Source organism: Microbacterium sp. ZOR0019 (genome assembly GCF_000800925.1).
Taxonomy (GTDB): Bacteria; Actinomycetota; Actinomycetes; order Actinomycetales; family Microbacteriaceae; genus Microbacterium; species Microbacterium aurugineum.
On the sequence record NZ_JRKC01000080.1, the window covers coordinates 28101 to 53335 of the forward strand.

Annotated in this window: 25 protein-coding genes and 1 riboswitch; of the genes, 23 read left to right on the plus strand and 2 right to left on the minus strand. The window is 68.9% G+C overall.

The window, feature by feature from the left end:
* Positions 1-21 precede the first annotated feature (21 nt).
* Positions 22-2331, plus strand: coding sequence for a 5-methyltetrahydropteroyltriglutamate--homocysteine S-methyltransferase (gene metE, locus L978_RS16215; protein WP_047524320.1), 2310 nt, complete (start codon positions 22-24; stop codon positions 2329-2331).
* Between the two features lie 164 nt (positions 2332-2495).
* Here metE and lexA read toward each other — a convergent pair whose 3' ends face one another.
* Entirely contained in the window at positions 2496-3182 is a 687-nt protein-coding gene (lexA, locus tag L978_RS16220; RefSeq protein ID WP_047524321.1) for a transcriptional repressor LexA, read from the minus strand.
* A 287-nt stretch (positions 3183-3469) separates the two neighbouring features.
* Between lexA and L978_RS16225 the strand changes: the two genes are divergently transcribed.
* The 6 genes from L978_RS16225 (at position 3470) to L978_RS16250 (ending at position 7854) form a co-directional block, all read left to right on the plus strand.
* Positions 3470-3838 carry a LysM peptidoglycan-binding domain-containing protein gene (locus L978_RS16225; RefSeq protein ID WP_047524322.1) on the plus strand — a complete coding sequence of 123 codons (369 nt, stop codon included), beginning with the start codon at positions 3470-3472 and terminating at the stop codon, positions 3836-3838.
* Positions 3839-3882: 44 nt separating this feature from the next.
* On the plus strand, positions 3883-4977 hold the full coding sequence (locus tag L978_RS16230) for a histidinol-phosphate transaminase (RefSeq protein ID WP_197055679.1): 1095 nt from the start codon (positions 3883-3885) through the stop codon (positions 4975-4977).
* Positions 4974-5591 carry an imidazoleglycerol-phosphate dehydratase HisB gene (gene hisB / locus L978_RS16235; protein WP_047524324.1) on the plus strand — a complete coding sequence of 206 codons (618 nt, stop codon included), beginning with the start codon at positions 4974-4976 and terminating at the stop codon, positions 5589-5591. The genes L978_RS16230 and hisB overlap by 4 nt, the downstream gene beginning before the upstream one ends.
* Entirely contained in the window at positions 5588-6223 is a 636-nt protein-coding gene (hisH, locus tag L978_RS16240) for an imidazole glycerol phosphate synthase subunit HisH (protein ID WP_047524325.1), read from the plus strand. Before hisB ends, hisH begins: the two co-directional genes overlap by 4 nt.
* Positions 6224-6326: 103 nt before the next feature.
* Positions 6327-7073 carry a bifunctional 1-(5-phosphoribosyl)-5-((5-phosphoribosylamino)methylideneamino)imidazole-4-carboxamide isomerase/phosphoribosylanthranilate isomerase PriA gene (gene priA, locus L978_RS16245; protein WP_047524326.1) on the plus strand — a complete coding sequence of 249 codons (747 nt, stop codon included), beginning with the start codon at positions 6327-6329 and terminating at the stop codon, positions 7071-7073.
* Positions 7057-7854 (plus strand): SseB family protein, encoded by a 798-nt coding sequence (locus L978_RS16250; RefSeq protein ID WP_047524327.1) that lies wholly within the window; start codon positions 7057-7059, stop codon positions 7852-7854. Before priA ends, L978_RS16250 begins: the two co-directional genes overlap by 17 nt.
* Before the next feature lie 28 nt (positions 7855-7882).
* Here the strand turns inward: L978_RS16250 and L978_RS16255 are convergent, their stop codons facing one another.
* On the minus strand, positions 7883-8281 hold the full coding sequence (locus L978_RS16255) for a DUF1844 domain-containing protein (RefSeq protein ID WP_047524328.1): 399 nt from the start codon (positions 8279-8281) through the stop codon (positions 7883-7885).
* Between the two features lie 232 nt (positions 8282-8513).
* On the opposite strand from L978_RS16255, the gene infC reads away from it, so the two are divergent.
* From infC to L978_RS16335, 16 genes are all read left to right on the plus strand, one after another.
* Positions 8514-9158 carry a translation initiation factor IF-3 gene (gene infC / locus L978_RS16260; protein ID WP_081997100.1) on the plus strand — a complete coding sequence of 215 codons (645 nt, stop codon included), beginning with the start codon at positions 8514-8516 and terminating at the stop codon, positions 9156-9158.
* Between the two features lie 73 nt (positions 9159-9231).
* The gene (rpmI, locus tag L978_RS16265; RefSeq protein ID WP_017828564.1) at positions 9232-9426 is read left to right on the plus strand and encodes a 50S ribosomal protein L35; all 195 of its coding nucleotides are present in this window, start codon (positions 9232-9234) and stop codon (positions 9424-9426) included.
* 33 nt (positions 9427-9459) lie between these two features.
* Complete coding sequence (rplT, locus tag L978_RS16270; protein ID WP_047524330.1) at positions 9460-9846, plus strand: 50S ribosomal protein L20; 387 nt, start codon at positions 9460-9462, stop codon at positions 9844-9846.
* A 117-nt stretch (positions 9847-9963) separates the two neighbouring features.
* Positions 9964-10776: a TrmH family RNA methyltransferase gene (locus tag L978_RS16275; RefSeq protein WP_047524360.1), complete on the plus strand. Its 813-nt coding sequence runs from the start codon at positions 9964-9966 to the stop codon at positions 10774-10776.
* A gap of 34 nt (positions 10777-10810) precedes the next feature.
* Positions 10811-11482 carry a response regulator transcription factor gene (locus L978_RS16280; RefSeq protein ID WP_047524331.1) on the plus strand — a complete coding sequence of 224 codons (672 nt, stop codon included), beginning with the start codon at positions 10811-10813 and terminating at the stop codon, positions 11480-11482.
* Positions 11483-11485: 3 nt separating this feature from the next.
* Positions 11486-12862: a sensor histidine kinase gene (locus L978_RS16285; RefSeq protein ID WP_047524332.1), complete on the plus strand. Its 1377-nt coding sequence runs from the start codon at positions 11486-11488 to the stop codon at positions 12860-12862.
* Positions 12859-13824: a TAXI family TRAP transporter solute-binding subunit gene (locus L978_RS16290; protein ID WP_047524333.1), complete on the plus strand. Its 966-nt coding sequence runs from the start codon at positions 12859-12861 to the stop codon at positions 13822-13824. Before L978_RS16285 ends, L978_RS16290 begins: the two co-directional genes overlap by 4 nt.
* Positions 13825-14081: 257 nt before the next feature.
* Positions 14082-14828 (plus strand): amino acid ABC transporter ATP-binding protein, encoded by a 747-nt coding sequence (locus tag L978_RS16295; protein WP_194239376.1) that lies wholly within the window; start codon positions 14082-14084, stop codon positions 14826-14828.
* A gap of 56 nt (positions 14829-14884) precedes the next feature.
* Positions 14885-15790 carry a glutamate ABC transporter substrate-binding protein gene (locus L978_RS16300; RefSeq protein ID WP_047524335.1) on the plus strand — a complete coding sequence of 302 codons (906 nt, stop codon included), beginning with the start codon at positions 14885-14887 and terminating at the stop codon, positions 15788-15790.
* Positions 15791-15850: 60 nt separating this feature from the next.
* Positions 15851-16498 (plus strand): amino acid ABC transporter permease, encoded by a 648-nt coding sequence (locus L978_RS16305; protein ID WP_047524336.1) that lies wholly within the window; start codon positions 15851-15853, stop codon positions 16496-16498.
* Entirely contained in the window at positions 16495-17430 is a 936-nt protein-coding gene (locus L978_RS16310) for an amino acid ABC transporter permease (protein ID WP_047524361.1), read from the plus strand. Before L978_RS16305 ends, L978_RS16310 begins: the two co-directional genes overlap by 4 nt.
* 42 nt (positions 17431-17472) lie before the next feature.
* Positions 17473-18513: a phenylalanine--tRNA ligase subunit alpha gene (pheS, locus tag L978_RS16315; protein WP_047524337.1), complete on the plus strand. Its 1041-nt coding sequence runs from the start codon at positions 17473-17475 to the stop codon at positions 18511-18513.
* Positions 18513-21023 (plus strand): phenylalanine--tRNA ligase subunit beta, encoded by a 2511-nt coding sequence (pheT, locus tag L978_RS16320; RefSeq protein ID WP_047524338.1) that lies wholly within the window; start codon positions 18513-18515, stop codon positions 21021-21023. Before pheS ends, pheT begins: the two co-directional genes overlap by 1 nt.
* 73 nt (positions 21024-21096) lie before the next feature.
* Positions 21097-22059, plus strand: a complete 963-nt coding sequence (locus L978_RS16325) for an NAD-dependent epimerase/dehydratase family protein (RefSeq protein WP_047524339.1) — start codon at positions 21097-21099, stop codon at positions 22057-22059.
* 6 nt (positions 22060-22065) lie between these two features.
* Positions 22066-22159, plus strand: a riboswitch (TPP riboswitch).
* Complete coding sequence (thiM, locus tag L978_RS16330) at positions 22150-22998, plus strand: hydroxyethylthiazole kinase (protein WP_047524340.1); 849 nt, start codon at positions 22150-22152, stop codon at positions 22996-22998. It overlaps the preceding riboswitch by 10 nt.
* The gene (locus tag L978_RS16335) at positions 22995-25160 is read left to right on the plus strand and encodes a bifunctional hydroxymethylpyrimidine kinase/phosphomethylpyrimidine kinase (protein WP_047524341.1); all 2166 of its coding nucleotides are present in this window, start codon (positions 22995-22997) and stop codon (positions 25158-25160) included. The genes thiM and L978_RS16335 overlap by 4 nt, the downstream gene beginning before the upstream one ends.
* The last annotated feature ends 75 nt before the right edge of the window (positions 25161-25235 follow it).

Below are 25235 nucleotides of genomic sequence, written 5' to 3' on the forward strand. Positions count from 1 at the left end.
ACCCCGCCGAAAGGAAAGATCATGACCGCATTCCCCGAGGGCACCATCCTCGGCTATCCCCGGATCGGCCGTCGCCGTGAGCTCAAGAAGGCCGTCGAGGCGTTCTGGGCGGGCCGCATCGACGAGGAGGAGCTCGAGCGGACCACCCGTGAGCTGCGCGCATCGACGCGCGAGCGCCTCGCCGAGTTGGGGCTTGGACGCAAGGACTCCGCGATCCCCGAGTCCTTCTCGTACTACGACCAGGTGCTCGATGCCGCCGTGACCGTCGGGGCCATCCCGACACGCTTCGAGGACCTCCGCGGTGCCGATGGCACGGTGGGACTCCCCGCCTACTTCACGATCGCCCGCGGGGAGGGCGAGCGTGCGCCGCTCGAGATGACCAAGTGGTTCGACTCCAACTATCACTACCTGGTGCCGGAGATCGGCCCGGAGACGGTGTTCTCGCTTTCCAGTGACCGCCTCGTCCGGCAGGTCTCCGAGGCTGCCGAGGCGGGACTGGTCACGCGACCGGTCATCGTGGGCCCCGTCACCCTCCTCGCGCTGGCGAAAGCCTCGGATGACGCCCCGCAGGGCTTCGACCCGCTCGCGCGCCTCGATGACCTGCTCCCGGTCTACGTGGAGCTGCTCGCGCGACTTCGCGCCGAGGGAGCCGAGTGGGTGCAGCTCGACGAGCCGGCGCTCGTGAGCGAGTCGCTCCCTGCATCCGTCGCTCAGCTGTCGGATGCTGCCGCCCGAGCGCTGGACGTGCTCGGACGTGCAACGCAACGCCCCGCGATCCTCGTCGCCGCCCCGTACGCCGACCTCGGTGAGGTCTTCCCGGTGCTCGCGGCCGCGCCGATCGAGGCGATCGCCGTCGACCTCGTGCGCGGCGGCGTGCCCGCCCCGGCTGCAGGGCTCGAGGGCAAGACCCTCGTCGGCGGGGTGGTCGACGGGCACAACATCTGGCGCGGCGACCTCGCGCACGCGTTCGACCGGCTCGAGGCCCTCCGTGCGCTCGGCGCGGCCGTGTCCGCGTCGACGTCGACGTCGCTGCTGCATGTGCCCCACGACGTGACCGACGAGTCCGGGCTCGACGAGCGTCTGGTCTCGTGGTTGGCGTTCGCCGACCAGAAGGTCCAGCAGGTCGGTGTGCTGGCCCGGGGACTCAGCGTCGGCCGCGCGTCGATCGCCGCCGAGCTCGACGCGTCGTCCGCCGCGCTGGCGGATCGTCTCGCTGCACCAGGCGTTCGTGACGGTGCCGTCCGCGATCGTGCGCTCAGCACGGCCGACTTCTCCCGCGTCGGGTACGAGGAGCGTGAGACCGCGCAGGAGGCGCTCGGCCTGCCCGTGCTGCCGTTGACGACGATCGGCTCCTTCCCGCAGACCGGCGACATCCGGCGTGCGCGCGCCCGGTTCACCCGGGGCGAGATCCCCGCCGAGGACTACGACGACTTCCTGCGTCGCGAAGTGGCCAGCGTCGTCTCTCTGCAGGAGGACCTCGGGCTCGATGTGCTGGTCCACGGGGAGCCCGAGCGCAACGACATGGTGCAGTACTTCGCCGAGAACCTCGATGGCTTCGCGGTGACCGAGCACGGCTGGGTCCAGTCGTACGGATCCCGGGCCACGCGCCCGTCGATCCTCTGGGGTGACGTCTCGCGACCTGCGCCGATCACCGTGGGATGGTCCGCGTACGCGCAGTCGTTGACGAGCAAGCACCTGAAAGGCATGCTCACGGGTCCCGTGACGATCCTCGCCTGGTCGTTCGTGCGCGACGACCAGCCGCTCGGTGAGACCGCGAACCAGGTCGCGCTGGCGCTGCGCGATGAGATCGCGGACCTGGAGGCTGCCGGCATCGCGATCATCCAGGTCGACGAGCCCGCGCTGCGTGAACTCCTGCCGCTGAAGAAGGCGGACCAGCCCGCGTACCTCCGCTGGTCCGTCGACTCGTTCCGACTCGCGACCGGTGGTGCCGCTGCGGGTACCCAGGTGCACACGCACCTCTGTTACTCCGAGTTCGGTGTCGTGATCGATGCGATCCGGGCGCTCGATGCCGACGTGACCTCGATCGAGGCGGCGCGCAGTCGCATGGAGGTCGTCGCCGACATCGCCGAGGTCGGGTTCGACCACGGCATCGGTCCGGGCGTCTACGACATCCATTCGCCGCGCGTGCCCACGGTCGAGGAGGTCGAGTCGCTGCTGCGTCGCGCGGTGGAGGAGATCCCGACACGTCAGCTCTGGGTGAACCCGGACTGCGGCCTGAAGACCCGCGGCTACGACGAGACGACCGCCTCGCTGCGCAACATCGTCGAGGCGACGCGCCGGGTGCGTGAGGACGTGACCGTCCGGGTGTAGCCCACCCCGGGTCGACACCCTCGCAGCGGGTCGACACCCCCGCGCAGGGTCGACACCCCCGCGCAGCGTCGAGGCCCCCGCGCAGCGTCGAGGCCCCCGCGCAGCGTCGAGGCCCCCTCTCAGAAACGTATCTGGGAGGGGGCCTCGACGGTCAGCGGAGCACGTCAGACCGCTCGGAGCACAGCCACGACCTTGCCGAGCACGACGGCCTCATCACCGAGGATCGGCTCGAAAGACGAGTTGCGGGGCAGCAGCCAGGTGTGCCCGTCGCGACGGCGCAGGACCTTGACGGTGGCCTCCCCGTCGAGCATCGCGGCCACGATCTCGCCGTTCTCCGCATTGTTCTGGGAGCGGACGACCACCCAGTCGCCATCGCAGATCGCGGCGTCGATCATCGACTCGCCGGAGACCTTGAGCATGAACAGGTCGCCCTTGCCGACCAGCTGGCGTGGAAGGGGGAAGATCTCCTCCACCTGCTGGTCCGCCGTGATCGGCACGCCCGCGGCGATGCGCCCGACCAGGGGTACGAGCGCGGCATCGCCCACGGGGGTCGCGACATCGGCCGGGTTCTCGCCGCTCGCACCGGGCAGATCGATCAGGACCTCCATCGCGCGCGTCTTCCCGGGGTCGCGGCGCAGGTAGCCGCTGAGCTCGAGCTGTCCGAGCTGGTGCGTCACGCTCGAGAGCGACTTGAGGCCGACGGCGTCACCGATCTCCCGCATGCTCGGCGGGTACCCGTGGTGGGCGATCGAATTCTGGATGACCTCGAGGATCGCCATCTGCTTCGGACTCAGGCTCTTGCGACGGCGGGTCCGCGGTGCCTCCGACTCGGGGGCTGAGTACTCGCTCATGGTGCTCCTTAAGTGCGTGATCCGACGTCGCTCTTCGAATGTCGGAGGCCCGTGGTGTGGTGTTCTCATCGAAACCGTATCCGAGAAACAGTCCGATCTGGAAGATCTGTTCGAGCGTGTCGGGCGAATGGCGTTTCCGGTTTCGAAGAACACTTGACAGATGTTCGAACTCGAAGATACCTTCGGAACGTAGCTTCGCATTCACGGCTCCCGGCCGAGACGGGAATGCGAATGCTACGCCAACTTCCTCCGGGCCCATCGCCCCGAGACAGGCTAAGGAGCACGACATGAGCACCATCAGCGTCAGCACCGCAACGATCCTCCCGGCACCCGCACGCCCCCACACGCGACTGCGGCTGACGGCACGGGGTCGCGGTGTGCTGCTGGCTCTCGCCTCCGTGCCGCTGGCCATCGGAATCGCTTTCGCGGCACTCAGCGGCGGTAGCGCCATCGCCTCCGGTGCCGATGCTCCCGCCGCGAGTGTCGAGACGCTGACGGTCCTGCCCGGGGACACCCTGTGGTCGATCGCCACCTCGGTCGCGCCGAACGCCGACCCGCGTGTCGTCATCGGAGAGATCAGCCGGATGAACGTGCTCCGTGGTGGCGAGCTCCAGATCGGTCAGGAGCTCGCGATCCCGGCGCAGTACGTGGACTGAGCCCTCACCGGGATGTGCGTCATCCGCCCGACCAGCGGCCTAGCATGGGAAGGGTGACGCTCTCCCTCCACGATCTGCCACTCCGTGACGACCTTCGCGGGCTGAAGCCGTACGGTGCCCCCCAGGCCCCTCTCCCGGTCGCTCTCAATGTCAACGAGAACACTCATCCGATCCCGGAGGCGGTCGCGAGTGACATCCTCGACGATATCGCGGTGGCGATCCGCGATGTGAACCGGTATCCGGACCGGGAGTTCACGACGCTTCGCGAGGCGTTCGCGGATTACCTCGGTCATGGGCTCACCGCCGACCAGATCTGGGCGGGCAACGGATCCAACGAGGTGCTGCAGCACATCCTGCAGGCGTTCGGAGGACCCGGGCGCACCGCCTTCGGGTTCGCGCCCACGTACTCGATGTATCCGCTCATCGCGCAGGGAACGGGGGCACGGTGGATTGCCGGCACCCGGGAGCCCGACTACTCGATCACGCCCGAGGATGCGGCTGCGCAGGTACGCGCTGCTGACCCCGATGTGGTCATCCTCTGCTCGCCGAACAATCCGACCGGGACGCCTCTCGGTCTCGACGTCGTCGAAGCCGTCTACGACGCTGCGCGCGGCGTCGTCATCGTCGACGAGGCGTACCAGGAGTTCGCTCCGCACGACGCGCTCTCCGCGCTCACGCTCCTCGAAGGGCGGCCTCGGCTCGCGATCTCCCGCACCATGAGCAAGGCATTCGCGTTCGCGGGCGCGCGGGTGGGCTATCTCGCGGCCGATCCTGCTTTCATCGACGCCCTCCGCCTGGTCCGACTGCCGTATCACCTCAGCGCGCTCACACAGGCCGCCGCCGTCGCTGCGCTGCGCAACGCCGATGTGATGCTCGGCATGGTCGAGGAGATCGTCGAGCAGCGCGACAGGATCACCGCGACCCTGGAGGCCCTCGGCTACACGCCGCACGAGACGTGGTCGAACTTCGTCCTGTTCGGAGGAGTCGCCGACCCGCGCGCGACCTGGCAGCAGCTGTACGACCGTGGTGTGCTGGTGCGTGACGTCGGCATCCCCGGGCACCTCCGGGTGAGCGCAGGAACCGAGTCCGAGACCACTGCATTCCTCGACGCCTTGGCCTCGATAGGATCGGCATCATGAGCAGCCCCGCACTGACCCCGCGCACCGCCAGCCGTGTGCGCAGCACGTCGGAGTCCACCGTCGAGCTCGAACTGAACCTCGACGGGACCGGTGCGAGCCGTATCGACACTTCGGTGCCGTTCTTCGACCACATGCTCACCGCCTTCGCGAAGCACTCGCTCACCGACCTGACGGTACGGGCCTCGGGCGACACGGACATCGATGCGCACCACACCGTCGAAGACGTGTCGATCGTGCTCGGACAAGCCATCCTCGAAGCGCTCGGCGACAAGTCGGGCATCTCGCGGTACGGCGATGCGCTCGTGCCCCTCGATGAAGCCCTCGCGCAGGCGGTCGTCGACATTTCCGGGCGTCCGTACCTCGTGCACACCGGCGAGCCGGCCGGGTTCGAGCACCACCTGATCGGTGGACACTTCACCGGGTCTCTCGTGCGCCACTCGTTCGAGGCCATCACCTTCAACGCCGCACTCACGGTGCACGTGCGCGTCCTCGGCGGGCGCGACCCGCACCACATCGCCGAGGCCGAGTACAAGGCCTTCGCGCGCGCCTTCCGCCAGGCCAAGGCTCTGGACCCGCTGGTCGACGGCATCCCGTCGACCAAGGGTGCGCTGTGAGCAGCGCGCCCCGCGTCGCCGTCTTCGATTACGACTCCGGCAACGTCCACTCCGCGGTGAAGGCACTGGCCGAGGCCGGCGCAGATGCGGTGCTCACCCGAGACCGTCAGACGGCTCTCGAGGCCGACGGACTGCTCGTCCCCGGCGTCGGTGCGTTCCAGGCCGTCCGTGAGGCACTGCGTACCCACGGCGGCGACGAGATCATCGACCGGCGGTTGGCCGGTGGGCGACCGGTGCTCGGGATCTGCGTCGGCATGCAGGTGCTGTTCGAGCACGGTGTCGAGCGCGGACACGACACCGCGGGGCTCGGCGAATGGCCGGGGGCGGTCACCGAACTCAACGCTCCCGTGCTCCCGCACATGGGGTGGAACACGGTCGAGCCCGGCGCGGACAGCGTCCTGTTCCGCGGACTCGAGAAGGAGCGGTTCTACTTCGTGCATTCCTACGCCGCACAGTCGTGGGAGCTCGATGTGATCCCGCCCTTCCCGCAGCCGGTCCTCACCTGGACGACGTACGGCGATCCGTTCCTCGCCGCCGTCGAGAACGGCCCACTCTCGGCCACGCAGTTCCACCCGGAGAAGTCGGGCGAAGCGGGCATCCAACTGCTGCGCAATTGGATCGGCAGCCTCTGACTCCTCCCGTGGACGTCATCCGTTTTGTCACCCGCCCTCGGGCGGACTACCCTCGGTTCTCGTGCCCGCTCCGGGCCGCAGAGCTTCCCGAACCAAGGAATCCATGAACGACTTCGCGCAGTCTCCCTCGCTCACGCTCCTTCCCGCGGTCGATGTCGCCGGTGGCAAGGCCGTCCGGCTGACCCAGGGGGAGGCCGGGACCGAGACCAGCTACGGCGACCCGTTGGACGCGGCGGGTGAGTGGGCGGCGCAGGGCGCCAAGTGGATCCACCTGGTCGACCTCGATGCGGCGTTCGGTCGGGGCAGCAACGCGCCGATCCTGCGCAAGGTCATCAAGCAGTTCAAGGGTGTGGACATCGAGCTGTCCGGCGGCATCCGTGACGATGCGACCCTGGAAGCGGCTCTCGAGAGCGGGGCCGCCAGGATCAACCTGGGCACCGCCGCGCTCGAGAACCCCGAGTGGGCCGCCGACGTGATCGGCCGCTACGGCGAGGCGATCGCGGTCGGCCTCGACGTGCGTGGCACGACGCTCGCCGCCCGCGGATGGACCAAGGAGGGCGGAGACCTCTGGGAGGTCCTCGGTCGTCTCGAAGACGCCGGCTGCAGCCGCTACGTGGTCACGGACGTGACGAAGGACGGCACGCTTCGCGGTCCGAACCTCGAACTGCTGCGCGAGGTCACCGCCCGCACGCCGAAGCCGGTCGTCGCATCCGGAGGCATCTCGAACCTCGATGACATCGCCGCGCTCCGTGCGCTCGTGCCGCTGGGTGTCGAGGGCGCGATCGTCGGCAAGGCACTCTACGCCGGCGCCTTCACACTGGCTGAGGCCCTGGATGTCGCAGGAGACTGACGCGCACTCCTGCGGGCCCGAGTCGCACAACCACGGCGACTCCGCCGGTGTCCCCTGGGAGGGGCGCAGCTTCGAGTCGAACCCGCACGCGGCGGACGACGGCTCCGCGGACCCCGCCCTGCTGGCCGCTCTGCTCCGCTTCCGTGCGGGGAAGGGGAGTCAGGTCGAGGTCGTCGACGCATTCCGTTCCGCGCGCGTGCTGATCCCGCTCATCGCCGAGAAGGGGGAGGAGGGCGTCGCGCCCAACGGCCTGGCGGTCGACAAGACGCAGGAGCTCTCGATCGTCACGGTCGCCGCTCCCGATGGACGTCGCGTGCAGCCGGTCTTCTCGTCCGTCGAGACGATGCAGGCGTGGGATGCCACGGCGCGACCGATCCCGGTCGAGGCGCTCCGTGCCGCCTTGGCGGCTTCCGCCGAAGACACCGATCTGATCGTGCTCGACCCGACCTCCGAGACCGAGTTCGTCATTCGGCGCCCCGCCGTCTGGGCGATCGCTCAGGGGCACCCGTGGGTGCCGAGCTTCCTCTCGACAGAGGTGGTCTCCGCGCTGCAGGAGAGCGTCGCGCACGAGCTGGCGGTGATCGATGTGGCCGTCGCGGCCGGCGACCCCGACGCGCGCCTGCGTGGTCCGGAGCTGGTCGTGATCCTCGAACTGGTCGATGGGCTCGAGCGCGACGTGCTCGATGCTGTTCTCGCCCGCCTCGCCCAGCGCTGGGCGTCCGATGACCGCATCGCCGTGCTCGCCGACTCACTGACCGTGAAGCTCCGCCGCGGCGCCTGAGCGTCGCGACTCGCTCGCGTTCCGGCTGTCAGTTGACCGGACCGGTCCACTTCTCGCCGGGTCCCTTGCCGATCGGGTCGGGGATGGAGGAGGCTTCGCGGAAGGCGAGCTGAAGCGAGCGGAGACCGTCGCGCAGCGAGCGTGCGTGCATGTCGCTGATCTCGGGGGCGCCGGCGGTGATGAGTCCGGCGAGGGCGTTGATGAGCTTGCGCGCCTCGTCGAGGTCGAGCTGGGCTGCCGCGTCCGGGTCGTCGGCGAGGCCGAGTTTGACGGCAGCCGCGCTCATGAGGTGCACGGCCGCGGTGGTGATCACCTCGACAGCGGGGACGTCGGCGATGTCTCGGGTGGCCGACGACGCGGCTTCCTCCTGACGTGCCCAGCGCTCTTCGCGCTCGCGTGCAGCCTCGTCCGATGCCTGGTTCGTCACTTCGCCTTGCTTTCTGTTAGACTTTGGCGGGCTCCGGAGCGTCATGCTCCGGATCGAAAGAGGATTCACTTCCCACCCGCGCTTGCCGTTCAAGGCTACCGGGTCTTGCACTCCACCGGCTCCGTTCGCAAAGACGGACCCGGTAGACAGGGTGCGGAGCCGGCGTCTGAATGCCGGTGGGCGGGGACGATTCCGATTTCGCCCGTGATGCAGAGAGCGTCACGGTGGCCGAATCACATCGTCTAAGGAGTTCCGCATCAGCGATCCCCGTACCAATGAGCGCATCCGCGTCCCCGAGGTCCGCCTCGTCGGCCCCGCGGGTGAGCAGATCGGCGTCGTCCGCATCGAGGCCGCGCTGCGCCTCGCACAGGAAGCCGATCTCGACCTCGTCGAGGTCGCCCCGAACTCGAAGCCGCCCGTCGTCAAGATCATGGACTACGGCAAGTTCAAGTACGAGGCCGCCCAGAAGGAAAAGGAAGCTCGCCGCAACCAGGCGAACACGATCCTCAAGGAAGTCCGCTTCCGTCTGAAGATCGAGGCTCACGACTACACGACCAAGCTCAAGCGCGCCGAGGGCTTCCTCAAGGCGGGCGACAAGGTCAAGGCCATGATCCTGTTCCGCGGTCGCGAGCAGTCGCGTCCCGAGCAGGGTGTGCGTCTGCTGCGCAAGTTCGCCGAAGACGTGGCCGAGTTCGGCACCGTCGAGTCGAACCCGACCATCGACGGTCGCAACATGGTCATGGTCGTCGCGCCGCTCAAGAGCAAGTCGGAGGCAAAGCAGGAGCAGAACGCCGTCCGCGATGCTCAGCGCGCCGACAAGAAGCAGGCTGCTCGCGACGCGAAGGCCGACGCCCCGGCCGCAGCTCCGGCGGAGTAGCTCCCGCCCCCAGAACTCCCGCACCGCGGGTTGACACCGTCGCCTGAGAAGGCGCCATACGAAGGAAGAGAAGATGCCGAAGCAGAAGACCCACTCGGGTGCTAAGAAGCGCTTCAAGATCACCGGTAGCGGAAAGCTGAAGAAGCAGCAGGCCGGGATGCGCCACAACCTCGAGCACAAGTCGAGCCGTCGCACCCGTCGTCTGAACCAGGACCAGGTGCTGTCGAAGGCTGACACCAAGGTCGCGAAGAAGCTTCTCGGCCGCTGACGCGTCCGAACGCACGAATAGGAACACAGGAAAATGGCAAGAGTCAAGCGGGCAGTAAACGCCCACAAGAAGCGCCGGGTCATCCTCGAGCGCGCCTCCGGTTACCGCGGTCAGCGTTCGCGCCTCTACCGGAAGGCCAAGGAGCAGGTCATCCACTCCCTGGTCTACTCGTACCGGGACCGTCGCAAGCGCAAGGGCGACTTCCGTCGCCTGTGGATCCAGCGCATCAACGCTGCGGCTCGCCAGAACGGCATGACCTACAACCGCTTCATCCAGGGCCTCGGCCTCGCGGGTGTCACGGTTGACCGTCGTATGCTCGCCGACCTCGCGATCAACGACGCGGCGACGTTCACGACGCTCGTCGAGACGGCGAAGAAGGCTCTGCCCTCCGACGTCAACGCGCCGAAGTCGGCTGCGTAAGCACCTCTTCACACAGGGCGCTCTCCTTCGGGAGGGCGCCCTGTGGCGTTTCTCGGGGGAGGGCGGCCCTTGCGTGGATGGTGCGGGAACCGGCTGTGCGTTCCCTAGACTGTGATCGTGCTGGAGAACCCGCGTTCGCCCCGAGTCCGTGCCGTCGCCAAGCTGACCAAGCGCAGCGCGCGCACCGAGACCGGCCTGTTCCTCCTCGAGGGGCCGCAGTCCGTTCGTGAGGCGCTCACCTACCGTCCGGAGGCGATCGTCGAGCTGTTCGCGACACCGAGCGGCTGGGAGAAGCACCCTGACATCCGGGGGAAGGCTGCCGACGCCGACATCGACGTCGAGTATGTGACCGAGTACGTGCTCAACGCGATGGCCGACACGGTGACTCCCCAGGGGCTGGTCGCGGTCGTCCACCAGACGCCGACGTCGGTGCGTGACATCTTCGAAGCCTCTCCGCGACTCGTGGCGATCTGCGAAGAGGTACGCGATCCCGGGAATCTGGGCACGATCATCCGTGCCGCCGACGCCGCGGGTGCCGATGCGGTCGTGCTGACGGGGCGAACCGTCGACCCGTACAACCCGAAAGTCGTCCGCGCCACGACCGGTTCGCTGTTCCACCTCCCCGTGTCGGTCGGGGGTGATCTCGCCGACGTGGTCCGCCGTGCGCACGCGGCAGGCCTCCGCATCCTCGCGGCAGACGTGAAGGGTGACGATCTGCTCGAAGCCCGAGCGGAGGGCACTCTCGCCGAGCCGACCGGCTGGCTCTTCGGCAACGAGGCCCGTGGTCTCGAAGACGACGCCCTCGCGCTCGCCGATCGGGTGCTGAAGCTGCCGATCTTCGGTCGCGCCGAGTCTCTCAACCTGGCGACCGCCGCCAGTGTGTGCCTCTACGAGAGCGCCTTCGCTCAGCGGGCGGACTCCGCCGGCTGAGCGAAGCACACGAAGGAAGCGGGAAGCCGAGTCGATGAGGATTCTGATCGTCGAAGACGACGACCGGGTCGCCGGCGCGCTCGAAGCGTTCCTCGCGCGCTCCGGCTACGCCACGGTTCGTGCCGCGGACGGCGCGGCAGCGCTGGAACTCCTCGGCGCGGACACCGAGGTCGTCCTCCTCGATCTGGGGCTTCCCGATGTCGACGGCATCGATCTGTGTCGCCGCATCCGCGGGCGGTCGGAGGTGCCGATCGTGATCGTGACGGCGCGCAATCAGGTCGCCGAGCGCATCAAGGGGCTGCGTGCGGGCGCGGACGACTTCGTGGTGAAGCCGTATGACGTGCATGAGCTCCTCGCCCGGATCGAGGCCGTGACCCGACGATCGCGTCCGATACGCCCGGAGTCCGACGCGCGGGTCCTGTTGCACGGCGGTGAGCTGCAGATCGATCTCGTGGCACGTCAACTGTCGGTCGACGGGGTGCCGATCGACCTGACACGCAAGGAGTTCGACATCATCGCCGTGCTCGCGCGGTATCCGGGCGTCGCCGTGCCGAAGGAGCGTCTGATCCGCGAGGTGTGGAACACGGACTGGCGGGGCTTCGGCCACTCGCTCGAAGTGCACGTCGGGGCGATCCGGAAGAAGAGCGGGGCCCGGGGTCTCATCGAGACCGTCCGCGGAGTCGGCTACCGGCTGGCGGGATCCTGAGCCATGCGCCGGCGTCTGGTCATCGTCTTCCTCGTGCCCCTCGTGGCGATTCTGGTCGCGCTGGGAGGCGCCGCGGGCTGGAGCGCTGCGCGCGGTGTCCAGCAGGCCTTCTACACGCAGCAGCTCGGTGATCTCGGCTACTTCGTCACGAGCGCCCGGCAGGCCCTCCGCTCCGGCAGCGCCGCGGTGATCGAAGCGGAGGCGGCGAGGTTCCGGGAGGTCTACGGGATCGAGGTCACGGTGTTCGACCTGGGTGGGAGCATCTGGGCGGCGGGCGATGACAGCCCAGGGGTGCTCGCGGAGGAGGACGCGGAACGAGTCAGACTGGCGCTGTCCGGCCGGCGCGCGGAGCAGCCCGCGGCGGTGTACCCGTGGACGGTCGCGGATGCCGCCCTCGCCGAGCCGGTGTTCGACGACGGGGATGTGATCGGGGCGGTGCTGGTCGCCGGTGACGCCGACGCGCCGCGTGCGGCGATCCTGCAACAGCTTCTGCTCATCTCCGCCATCGCGCTGGTGCTGATCGCCCTCGGAGTGCTGCTGGTGTTCCGTCTCGCCCGGTGGGTCCTCTCGCCGGTCGGGCGGCTCGACGAGGCGATGGCGGCGATCGAGCGCGGCGAGATGGATGCGCGTGTCGCGGAGGATGCCGGTCCACCGGAGCTGCGTCGCATGGCCAGGGTGTTCAACGGGATGGCCGACCAGATCGAGCGGGTGATGACCCGACAGCAGGAGTTCGCGCTCAACGCCTCGCACGAGCTGCGCAACCCCCTCAACGCTCTCCTCCTGCGCGTCGAGCACCTGGCGACCGGACTCGGACGCGAGTGGGACGACGACGTCGAGGAGACGCGGGAGGAAGGACGCCGGATGACGAGGATCCTGGAGACGCTGCTCGGCCTCGCCCGCGGCGGACGCACCGATTCGACCATCTCCGCGGTCGACCTGGCGACGCTGGCAGCCCGTCGTCTCGACGCCTGGCGGGACGTGGCCGGACAGCGGGGGATCTCGTTGCAGACGTCAGGGGAGTCGTCCGTCATGAGCGTCACCGACCGGACGATCGTGGAGAGCGCGTTGGATGCCGTCATCGACAACGCCGTGAAGTACTCGCCGGAAGGTTCGGGCATCGAGATCGGTGCGGAGCGCTCGGGTGACGTCTGCCGGGTCACGGTCCGCGATCACGGGCCCGGGCTGACGCCGGAGCAGGCGGCCGCGGCAACGGACCGGTTCTGGCGGAATGCCGACACTCAGGACACGCCCGGTTCCGGTCTCGGGCTCGCGATCGCAAGCGACCTGCTCGAGACCGTGGGCGGGGAACTGACGGTCTCGTCGGCCGAGGGCGGCGGTCTCCTCGTCTCGCTGCTGCTCCACGACAGGACGAGGCCATGACCGCGCCGGTGCTGCGGCGACTCACCGCCGGCCTCCTCTCGTTCCTCCTGGTGGGAGCGTTGGCCGCGTGCAGTCAGCGCGCGAACGAATGGGCCGACGGGGAGTACGTGATCGCCGCCGGCGGGTCCACCGGCGTCTACTACGACTACGGCAGTCATCTCGCCGAGGAGCTGTCGGGCTCGCTGGACATCGCGATGTCGGCCGACGAGACGGCCGGATCCGTCGACAACCTGTTGCGCGTGAGCTCCGGAGAGGCTGTGATCGGGTTCGCCCAGGGCGACGCGGCCGCGGATGCCGTGGCGGGAACGGGCGCGTTCGATGACCCGCTCCCGGTGCGCGCTCTCGCGCGTCTGTACGACGAGTACGTGCAGATCGTCGTGCGCGGGGACTCGGAGATCGACGACATCGGCGACCTGGCGGGTCGGACGATCTCGCTCGGGGCGGAGAACTCCGGGGTGACGGTGATCGCCGGACGCGTGCTGGACGCGGCCGGCGTCGACATCGCCACGATCCGGAACCCGCAACTCGACCTCAGCGAGTCCATCGACGCGATGGGGCGGGGAGAGATCGACGGCTTCTTCTGGGTCGGCGGATTGCCCACACCCGGTGTGGCGGAACTCGCCGACACCTCCTCCGTCCGGTTGCTCCCGATCGAGCAGGAGTGGGTGAACGAGGTGAACGACCGATACTCGCACGCGTACCGACCCGCGGAAGTGCCGGCGGGGACCTACGGGCTCGTCGCCTCCGCGCCGACCATGGCGGTGCCGAACTATCTCGTCACGGCGTCCGCCACCCCGGACGCCGTCGCGAGGGACATCCTCGCCGGACTGTTCGAAGCACGCCTGCGTCTCGCGGCGGAGGTGCCCACGGCCGCGCTGCTGGACCGTCGCTCGGCGATCTTCACCGCCCCGGTCCCGCTGCAGCCCGGCGCGATCGACTACTACCGGGACTTCCGCGGCTGACGGCTCAAGAAATCCTCAAGAAGTCTGACACCGGGCTCGACGCTCTGCCAAGGTGAGGTCGATCGCACACGATCGGATCCTGCTGCTCAGCTGTCGTTGGGGGGGCGAGGCGGCAGGACCATCCCGCGGCCCGTGGGGGCGGGCCGTGGGGTACCCATGCAGAGCTGCATTGGCGCCGCGATCAGGTGATTACGAACGTGTAAATCTCACCGATGACCCTGGAACCCGGGGTACGACGTGGCTAGCTTGGAGAAATGATGACCTCTGATACCCCGCTCGTGGTGGTCGAGAACGTCCAGAAGCACTACGGCGAGTTCCAGGCGCTCACCGACATCGACCTGAGCGTGAACCCGGGAGAGGTCGTGGTCGTGATCGGCCCGTCCGGCTCCGGCAAGTCGACGCTGTGTCGCACGATCAACCGCCTCGAGACGATCACCAGCGGCAGCATCCGCATCGACGGCAAGGAGCTGCCCGCCGAGGGTAAGGGGCTCGCTCACCTGCGGGCGGACGTCGGCATGGTGTTCCAGTCGTTCAACCTCTTCGCCCACCTCACCATCCTCGAGAACGTGACCCTCGGTCCGATCAAGGTCCGTGGGCTCAAGAAGGCCGATGCCGAAGCCGAGGCGATGCTCCTGCTCAAGCGCGTGGGCGTGGAGCAGCAGGCGTCGAAGCTCCCGGCTCAGCTCTCGGGTGGTCAGCAGCAGCGCGTGGCGATCGCCCGTGCTCTGGCCATGCAGCCCAAGGTCATGCTGTTCGACGAGCCGACCAGCGCTCTCGACCCGGAGATGATCAACGAGGTCCTCGACGTCATGGTCGAGCTGGCGCAGGACGGCATGACGATGATCGTGGTCACCCACGAGATGGGCTTCGCGCGCAAGGCCGCCGATCGCGTCGTCTTCATGGCCGACGGCCGGATCGTCGAGGAGGCCAAGCCCGAGGAGTTCTTCACGAACCCGAAGAGCGACCGCGCCAAGGACTTCCTCTCGAAGCTCCTCACGCACTGACGGCCCACACACCGACCACACAGACCCTGCACACACAGCACACGAAGGAGACGCACATGCGACGCACACGGACACTGGCGGGCATCGGAATCGCGGCGACAGCACTGCTCGCGCTCACGGCCTGCAACAGCGGCAGCCCGTCGACGCCCGGTGGCACCGATGGCGGTGACGCCGGAGAGGACAGCACCTGGTTCGAGGTCGCGACCGACGTCCAGCTCGAGGGCAGCCCCACGTTCGACAACATCAAGGACCGCGACCAGGTCGTCATCGGTGTCAAGGAAGACCAGCCCGGTCTCGGCTACCTCGACGTGACCACCGGTGAGCGCACCGGATTCGATGTCGACATCGCCCGCTGGATCGCCGCCTCGCTCGGCTACGACGAGGACAAGATCGAGTTCAAGCCGATCGCCTCCGCCAACCGCGAGCAGGCCATCGTGAACGGCGACATCGACTACTACGTGGGCACGTACTCGATCACCGACAAGCGCAAGGAGCAGATCGCCTTCGCCGGCCCGTACTTCATCACCGGGCAGGGACTGCTCGTCGCGGCCGACGACGACACCATCAAGAGCGAGGACGACCTGAACGCCGACACCACCGTGTGCTCGGCCACCGGCTCCACGCCCATCCAGAACATCCGCGAGAACTACCCGGATGTCCCCACCAAGGAGTTCGACCTGTACTCGGCCTGTGTCGAGGCGCTGCTCTCCGGCGAGGTCCAGGCGGTCACGACCGACCAGGCCATCCTCATCGGCTACGCGGCTCAGGACCCCGACAACCTGAAGGTGGTCGGTGAGCCCTTCACCGAGGAGCGCTACGGTGTCGGCCTGGCGAAGGACGACGCCGCGCTGCAGGAGTTCATCAACACGATGTTCACCGATGGCGGCGACATCTGGCAGGCGATCTTCGACAAGAACCTCGGATCGTCCGGCATCGAAGTCAGCCAGCCGGCCGTCGACTGATCGAACAGAGGGGGCGGCTCCAGGGCCGCCCCCTCTCCGAATCGTGAAGGGGAGGGTGGCGTGGACGTCATCTTCGGAAACCTCGACCTGTGGGGCGAAGCGCTCAAGAACACGCTGATCATCTTCTTCGGCGGTGGACTGCTCGCGCTCATCCTCGGGATCATCGTCGGGGCGGCCCGCGTCTCACCCGTGCCCATCGCGCGTGGTGTCGGCACGGTGTACGTGAACCTGATCCGCAACACCCCGCTGACCCTCGTCTTCTTCTTCTTCATCTTCGGCTACCCGCAGCTCGGGCTGCCGAAGCTCAGCACCACGGTGCTGGGCATCCTGGCCATCGGCATCTACACGGCCACCTACGTGGCGGAGGTGCTGCGCGCCGGTATCAACACCGTCCCCGTCGGCCAGGCGGAGGCGGCCAGGGCGATCGGCCTCCCGTTCGGACAGGTGATGACTCTGGTCGTCCTCCCGCAGGCGTTCCGCTCGGTCGTGCCACCCATGATGAGCGTCTTCATCGCGCTTCTGAAGAACACCACCGTCGCGGCGGGCTTCTCGATCCTCGAGCTCGGAGCCGTCCGCTCCTACCTCAGCGAACGCGGAGAGAACGCGCTTTCGGTGCTGCTCTGGGTGGCCGTCATCTTCGTCGCGCTCGTCCTGCTCCTCAGCTGGCTGCAACGGTATCTCGAGAACAAGTGGAGGATCGCGCGATGACTTCCGTCCTGTACGACGTCCCGGGCCCCAAGGCGATCCTGCGCAACCGTCTGATCGGTGTCGCCACCGTCGTCGTGGTGCTCGCCTTGCTCGGTTTCATCGGCTACCGCTTCTCCGTGAGCGGACAGTTCGACGCGTCCCGGTGGTACGTCTTCACCTTCAGCGCCGTCTGGGAGCAGATCTTCGGTGCACTCGGCCGAACTCTCGCGGCGTTCGGGCTCGCAGCGATCCTCGCCATCGCGCTGGGGTTCGTGCTCGCCATCGGTCGGATGTCCGATCATGCCTGGGTGCGTGTCCCCGTGACGGCGATCACCGAGATCTTCCGAGCCGTGCCGGTCCTCGTCTTCATGATGCTGCTCTACTACGGTCTGCCCGTCGCCGGCGTCAAGATGGACCCGTACTGGGCCGTCGTCCTCGCGCTCATGGCGTACAACGGATCCGTCCTCGCCGAGGTGCTCCGCGCCGGCGTCGAATCCCTGCCCCGAGGGCAGAAAGAGGCCGGCTACGCGATCGGTCTGCGCAAGAGCGGCGTGATGCGTCTGATCCTGCTGCCGCAGGCGATCCGGGCGATGCTCCCCGTGATCGTGGCTCAGCTGGTCGTGACGATGAAGGACACCGCGCTCGGTTTCATCATCACGTACCCCGAACTCCTCTACTTCGCGAAGCAGCTCACGTCTCAGCAGGGACGCCCCGTGCTGCAGTCGGCGTTCGTCATCGGCGGCATCTACATCATCATGTGTCTGATCCTCTCCGGGATCGCCAAGTGGCTGGAGATCCGCACCCGGCGCTCGCCGCGGCTCAAGGGCTACACGCCCGATGCCGGCGGGGGAGACCCGCGCATCCATGATGGCTCCACCGTCACCGAGGTGATCGCGATGCAGCGCGGAGCGGGCAAGTTCGACGGGACGAATGCCGGCCCCGGTCCGTTCTGACCCGCACGGTGAGGCCACGAGCCCCCGGTAGACTCGACTCTCGTGTCAGAGTCTCCTGAAATCACCCCGGAAGCGGTCGAAGCCGCGGTCGCCGATGCCCTCGCGGCCATCGCCGCAGCCGCCGACACCGCCGAGCTGAAGGCGGCCCGCGCCGCACACGTCGCCGACGGATCGCCGCTCGCGGTCCTGAACGCCTCGATGCGACAGGTCGCCCCCGAGAACAAGGCCGCGTTCGGCAAGCTCGTGGGGCAGGGGCGCGGGCAGGTGACGAAGGCGCTCGCCGCCAAGGAGGCCGAGCTCGCCGAGGCGGAGGTCGCTGCGCGACTCGAAGCCGAGCGCATCGACATCACGGCTGTGCCTTCTCGCACCCGCGTCGGTGCCCGGCACCCGCTCACGCTCCTCCAGGACCAGGTCTGCGACATCTTCGTCGGCATGGGCTGGGAGATCGCGGAGGGACCGGAGCTCGAGCACGAGTGGTTCAACTTCGACGCCCTGAACTTCGACGTCGACCACCCCGCGCGCCAGGAGCAGGACACGTTCTACGTGGACCCGACATCGCGCCATCTCGTGATGCGCACCCACACGAGTCCCGTGCAGGTGCGCTCGATGCTCGACCGCGAGGTGCCGATCTACGTGCTGTGCCCCGGGCGGGTGTACCGGACCGATGAGTTCGACGCCACGCACCTGCCGGTGTTCACCCAGTTCGAGGGCCTCGTGATCGACAAGGGCATCACGATGGCCCACCTCAAGGGCACTCTCGATCACTTCGCGAAGCTGCTCTTCGGCCCCGAGGCCAAGACGCGTTTCCGCACCAACTACTTCCCCTTCACCGAGCCCTCCGCCGAGCTCGACCTGTGGCACCCGACCTTCAAGGGCGGCGCGCGCTGGATCGAGTGGGGCGGCTGCGGCATGGTCAACCCGAACGTGCTGCGCGCGGCCGGGATCGATCCGGAGGAGTACAGCGGCTTCGCGTTCGGCATGGGCATCGAGCGGGGCCTGATGTTCCGCAGTGACGTCCAGGACATGCGCGACATGGCCGAGGGTGATGTCCGATTCAGCGAGCAGTACGGGATGGTGGTGTGATGCGCGTCCCGCTTTCGTGGCTGCGTGAGTACGTCGATCTGGCAGCGGATGCCACGCCCGAGGACGTCCTCGGCGCGCTGGTGACCGTCGGCTTCGAAGAGGAGGACGTGCACCGCTTCGACATCACGGGTCCCGTGGTGGTCGGACAGGTCGTGTCGCTCGAGGCCGAGCCGCAGTCCAACGGCAAGACCATCAACTGGTGCCAGGTGGATGTGGGCGAGGCGAACGGCGGCATCCGCGGCATCGTCTGTGGTGCGCACAACTTCGTGGCCGGTGACAAGGTCGTCGTGACGCTGCCCGGTGCCGTGCTGCCCGGTCCGTTCCCGATCGCCGCACGGAAGACCTACGGTCATGTTTCCGACGGCATGATCGCGTCCGCGCGGGAGCTGGGCCTCGGCGACGAGCACAACGGCATCGTCGTGCTGTCCGATCTCGGCATCGATGCTCCTGTCGGTACCGACGCGATCGCGCTGCTCGGTCTCGACGACGTGGCAGTGGAGATCAACGTCACGCCTGACCGCGGATACGCGTTCTCGCTGCGCGGTGTGGCCCGCGAATACGCGCACGCCACCGGAGCGGACTTCCGCGATCCCGCCGAGCGTGACTTCGCCGAACTGCAGCCGGGCACCGGCCACACCACCGTGGTCGACGACACCGCGCCGGTCCGCGGCCGTGTCGGTGCGAGCGAGTTCGTGACCCGCGTCGTTCGGGGGGTCGACCCCTCGCGCCCGACTCCGCCGTGGATGGTCGCGCGGCTCAGCCTCGCGGGCATGCGTTCGCTGGGCGTGCTGATCGACATCACCAACTACGTGATGCTCGAACTCGGCCAGCCGCTGCACGGATACGACCTCGACAAGCTCACCGGCGGCATCACCGTGCGGCGCGCGACCCCGGGCGAGAAGATGACCACGCTCGATGGCGTCGAGCGCGCGCTGCACGTGGAAGACCTGCTCATCACCGACGAGTCGGGTCCGATCGGCCTCGCCGGTGTCATGGGCGGCGGCACGACGGAGATGAGCGACACCACCAGGAACGTGCTCATCGAGGCCGCGACCTTCGACCCGACGACCATCGCCCGCTCGGCACGCCGTCACAAGCTGCCCAGCGAGGCGTCCAAGCGCTTCGAGCGCGGCGTCGATCCGCTCATCCCCTTCGCGGCCGCGCGCCGGGCGGCCGACCTGATGGTCGAGCTCGCCGGTGGCACGCTCACCGAGGAAGGCGGCGCACTGTTCGCCGAGGTCTTCGTCGGCGAGATCGAGCTCCCGGCCGGATTCGTGCCGGGTCTGATCGGCGTCGACTACACCGACGACGAGATCACCGGGGCGCTGACCACCATCGGCGCTGACGTCACCGCTTCCGAGACAGGGTCCGGCTGGATCGTGATCCCGCCGACCTGGCGTCCCGACCTGACCGACAAGTGGACGCTCGCCGAGGAGGTCGCCCGCATCCACGGGCTCGACCGCATCCCCTCGGTGCTGCCGACGCCCCCGTCCGGTCGCGGGCTCACCGCGCATCAGCAGGGTCGCCGTCGCGTGGCCGATGCCCTGGCCGCCGCGGGGCTCGTCGAGACACCGTCGTTCCCGTTCACCACCGAGGTGCAGAACGACCTGCACGGTTCCGCGTCGGGGGAGCACCTGCCGAGCATCCGCCTGGCGAATCCGCTCGATGGTCAGGCGCCCTCCCTGCGTCGATCGCTCATCCCCGGTCTGCTGCAGACCGCGCACCGCAACATCTCGCGCGGGCTCACCGACCTCGCGATCTTCGAGACCGGTGTCGTGTTCCTGCCCGAGCCCGGTGTGGAGTACGGCACGGAGGATGTGCCGCCCCTGGGGGAGCGCCCGTCGGAAGAGACGCTGGCCGCGCTGAACGCCTCGATCCCGCCGCAGCACCGGTTCGTCTCGGCGCTGCTCACCGGCCACGTGTCACCGCGCCAGCCCGGTCGCCCGGCCGAACCCGCCGGTCTGGTCGAGGCGCTGGACGCCGTCCGTGTGATCGCCGCCGCCGCCGGAGTCGAGATCGACGTCGTGCAGGCCGAGCGCGCCGCACTCCACCCCGGCCGCACCGGATCCCTCCGGATCGCCGGGGAAGAGGTCGGTTACGTCGGCGAGCTGCACCCCGCCGTGGCGGAGGGCGCCGACCTCCCCGGCCGTGCGACCGTGTTCGAGCTGGACCTCGACCGCGTCCTGTCGCTCGCGGGCGGCCGTGTCGTGGCCGCGTCGCTGTCGACGTTCCCTGCTGCCACGCAGGACGTCTCGCTGACGCTGCCGGCCGAGGTGCCCGCCGCGGATGTGCAGGCGGCTCTCGCCGAGGGCGCCGGTGCGATGCTCGAGTCCGTGCGTCTCGTCGACGACTATCGCGGGGACGGGGTGCCGGAAGGCTCCAAGAGCCTGACGTTCGCCCTGCGGTTCCGTGCCGACGACCGCACCCTCACCGCTGCGGAGGCCACCGAGGCCAAGCTCGCGGGCGTCGCGGTGGCGGCCGAACGGTTCGGGGCGGCGCTGCGCGACTGAGCACGGCCTCGGGCGCGATCTGCTCTGAGCGGAAGCTCTTTCGCGGGTGGTCGATTCCTGCTGACATGAAGCCATGTCGAATGTGCTGATCCTCGGCGGTACGGGCTGGCTCTCGGGGCGGATCGCGCGTCGATGGGTCGATGCCGGTGCGGCAGTGACCTGTCTCGCCCGCGGAACACGACCTGCGCCCGAGGGTGCCGAGCTCGTGCGCGGAGACCGGGAGACTGCCGAGGCGTACGACGCACTCGCGCAGCGCGACTGGGACCATGTGGTCGACATCTCCTCGCAGGCGTCGCACGTCGCTCGTGCCGTCGACGCTCTCGGTGCGCGCACGGCACGGTGGACCTATGTGTCCTCGATGTCGGTGTACGCCGATGATGAGACGGTCGGGGCCGACGAATCAGCTCCCCGTCATCCGCCCGCCCGTCCCGGAGACGTCTACGAGTACGGGGCGCAGAAGGCCGCGGCCGAAGACGCCGTCTCGGCGCTCGGAGCGCGGGCCTTCATCGTGCGCCCCGGGCTCATCGTCGGGGACGGAGATCCGAGCGACAGGTTCGGATACTGGGCGGCGGCGTTCACGCGCGCCGGCGCGGAGCCGGTGCTGCTGCCACCGCTCGAGGGGAGAGCTGCGCAGGTGATCGATGTCGACGACCTGGCCGAGTTCATCGTCACGGCGACTCGGAGCGGCGTGGTGAACGCGATCGGTGACAGGCATTCGCTCTCCGACGTGCTGGAGGCGGTACGTTCGGCAGCAGGGCACACCGGTGACACGGTCGTCGCTGACGAGGACTGGCTCGTCGCTCGGGAGGTCGAGCACTGGGCCGGACCGCGGTCGCTTCCGCTGTGGCTGCCGCCGGAGATGACGGGATTCATGACGCGGTCCAACGCAGCGTTCCGTGCGTCGGGAGGATCGCTCCGCGCCCTCGCCGACACGATCGGGCGGGTCATCGTCGACGAGCGCGCCCGCGGCGTCGATCGGTCGCGACGTGCCGGACTCACCCGGGCGGAGGAACGCGCGCTCCTGGCCGATCGCTAGACTGCGAGCAGTGACACGGGGTGCCGCATCCGCGGCTGAGAACAGACCCGTCGAACCTGATCTAGTTCGTACTAGCGAAGGGATGTCGCGATGAGCGATCTTCTGCGTCCTGAATCCACCTCCGATCTCGTCGGCTCCGCCGCGGCGCTGTGGGAGGTGGTGCGTGAGGCTCCGCCCTTGACGCATTGCATCACCAACGCGGTCGTCACGGGGTTCACGGCCAACGTGCTGCTCGCCGCCGGTGCGGCACCCGCGATGGTCGACATCGTCGGCGAGGCCGAGCTGTTCGCCGGAGTCGCCTCCGGCCTCCTGATCAACCTCGGCACGCCCACGCCGGAGCAGCGGGCTGCGATCCTCGAAGCCGTCGCCGGCGCGACCGAGTCCGGGACACCGTGGGTGCTCGACCCGGTCGCGATCGGCACCCTGCCGATCCGCACGGCGCTGGCGCATGACCTGGCCAATCAGCGACCGACCGCGATCCGAGGCAACGCCTCCGAGATCCTCGCCCTCGCCGGCGTCAGCGCGGGTGGCCGAGGTGTCGACGCGACGGACAGCACGGATGCCGCTGCCGACGCGGCGGCTGCCCTGGCGACGAGGACGGGTGCCGTGGTCGCGGTCTCGGGGCCGGTCGATCTCCTCACCGACGGCGAGCGGATCCTGCGACTCGCGAACGGTCATGAGCTCCTGACCAGGGTCACCGGTGGCGGTTGTGCCCTCGGCGCGGTCATGGCCGCGCTCCTCGGCGCCGCCAGGGTGACGGGGCACGATGCGCTCACGGCGGTCGCCGCCGCGAGCCTCGGATACACGATCGCCGCCGAGCATGCCGCAACGACAGCGCGGGGTCCGGGCAGTTTCGCGGTCTCGCTGCTGGATGCACTCGCAGCGCTGCGCCCGGAAGACCTCGTCGCCGAGGCTCGCGTCGAGAGCGGTGCACGGTGACCGTCGATCTCTCGCTCTATCTCGTGACCGATCCCGAGCTCTGCGGTGATCGTGGTGTCGTCGAGACCGTCCGTCAGGCTGTGGAGGGTGGTGTGCGCGTCGTCCAGGTGCGGGACAAGACCGCGACGGAGGCCGAGATCGTCGAACAGCTGATCGCGGTGTCGCGGGTGATCGACGGACGGGCGCTCCTCGTCGTGAACGACCGGTTGGATGCTGCCGTCGCCGCCCGCGAACGGGGTGCGCGCGTCGACGGCGTGCATCTGGGGCAGGGCGATGCGTCCGTGCGGCGGGCGCGCGAGGTACTGGGACCCGATGCGCTGATCGGCCTCACGGCGAACAGTGCCGCGCACCTCGAGGCCGTGCTCGCCCTGCCGGTGGGGACGGTCGACTACCTGGGGGTCGGCGTGATCCGTCCCACCGCGACGAAACCGGATCACCCGGCGCCGCTCGGAGTCGACGGATTCCGTGACTTCGTCGCACGCAGTTCTCTCCCGTGCGTCGCGATCGGCGGTGTGGGGCTCGACGATGCCGAGGCACTGCGGGACGCCGGTGCAGCCGGCATCGCCGTGGTCTCGGCGCTGTGCGCGGCGGAAGACCCCGCGGCGACCGCCCGTGCTTTCCGGCGGCGGTGGCTCGCAGGTTCCGTTCCGCGTGTGCTGAGCATCGCCGGGAGCGACCCGTCCGGTGGCGCAGGGATCCAGGCCGACATCAAGTCGATCGCGGCCAACGGCGGATACGGCATGGCCGTGCTCACCGCGCTGACCGCGCAGAACACCCAGGGCGTGCGCGGCGTGCACGTGCCGCCGGCGGAGTTCCTCCGCGCCCAACTCGACGCGGTGTCGGATGACATCGTGATCGACGCGGTGAAGATCGGGATGCTCGCCGACGCCGAGGTCATCCGGACGGTCGCTGCCTGGCTCGACCGGGCCCGTCCGCCGATCGTCGTCCTCGATCCGGTGATGGTGGCGACTTCGGGGGATCGGCTCCTGGAGCCGGATGCGGAGCGGGAACTGCGGGATCTGCTCCGTCGCGCCACGCTCGTGACCCCGAACCTGGCCGAGCTCGCCGTGCTCTCGGGGCGCGACGTCGGGGACTGGTCGGAGGCGATCGCCGCTGCGGAAGACCTGTCGACGGATGTGGGGGTCGCCGTGCTGGTCAAGGGCGGACATCTCGCGGGGAACGACGCCCCGGATGCGCTGATCGACGCTCGTCACGGGCGACGTCAGGAGTACAGCGGGACGCGTATCGTCACCTCGAGCACCCACGGCACCGGCTGCTCGCTCTCCTCTGCCCTCGCCACGCTGTTGGCACGGGGTCTGGAGCCGGAGCAGGCGGTCCGCGCGGCGCGGAGCTGGCTGCGTGAATCGCTCCGTGCGGGGGAAGCACTGCGGGTGGGGCGCGGGCACGGCCCCATCAACCACTTCTCCGGACTGTGGGCGCGGGCGGACACGACGAGCGGAGTCGCTGCGTCGGAGGTCGCTGCCTCGGAGGTCGCTGCCGAGTGGTGGGAGCGCATCGCCGACATCCGCGCACAGATCGACGAGCTGCCGTTCATCCGTGCCCTTGCAGACGGCTCGCTGGAGCGCGAGCCCTTCCTCGCGTACCTCGCGCAGGATGCCCTGTACCTGCGCGAGTACGCCCGGGTGCTGTCGGAGGCGGCGCGACGAGCCCCGACGTCGGCTGAGCAGGCGTTCTGGGCGCACTCCGCCCACGGGTCCATCGTCGGCGAGCTCGAACTCCATGCGTCCTGGTTGACGCCGCAGCAGGGGGTGAGCGCTGCGACGTTCGCCGCGGAGCCGTCGGCTGCGACCACGGCCTACCTCGATCACCTCAGGTCGGTCGCATTCGGCGGGGACTACGCCGAGATCGTCGCAGCCGTCCTTCCCTGCTTCTGGCTCTACACCGACCTCGGCCGGCGCCTGCATGCCGGGGAGTTCGGCGAGTACGCGCGGGATCCGCAGCATCCCTTCGCCTCCTGGCTCGCGACATACGCCGACCCTGCGTTCGAGGAGGCGACCGAGACGGCGATCCTCTACGCGTCCGGAGCAGCCGCACGGGCGGACGCCGCGACCCGCGCGAGGATGAGCCGCGTGTTCGAGGTCTCGAGCGCGCACGAGCTGGCCTTCTTCGCCGCACCGATGGAGTTCTCGCCCGCCGGATGACGGCCCGGATTTGCGGTGGCCGCCGGGGCCGCGCTACTGTCGCGACATGCCTTCGGCCGCCACCGCTTCTCCGAC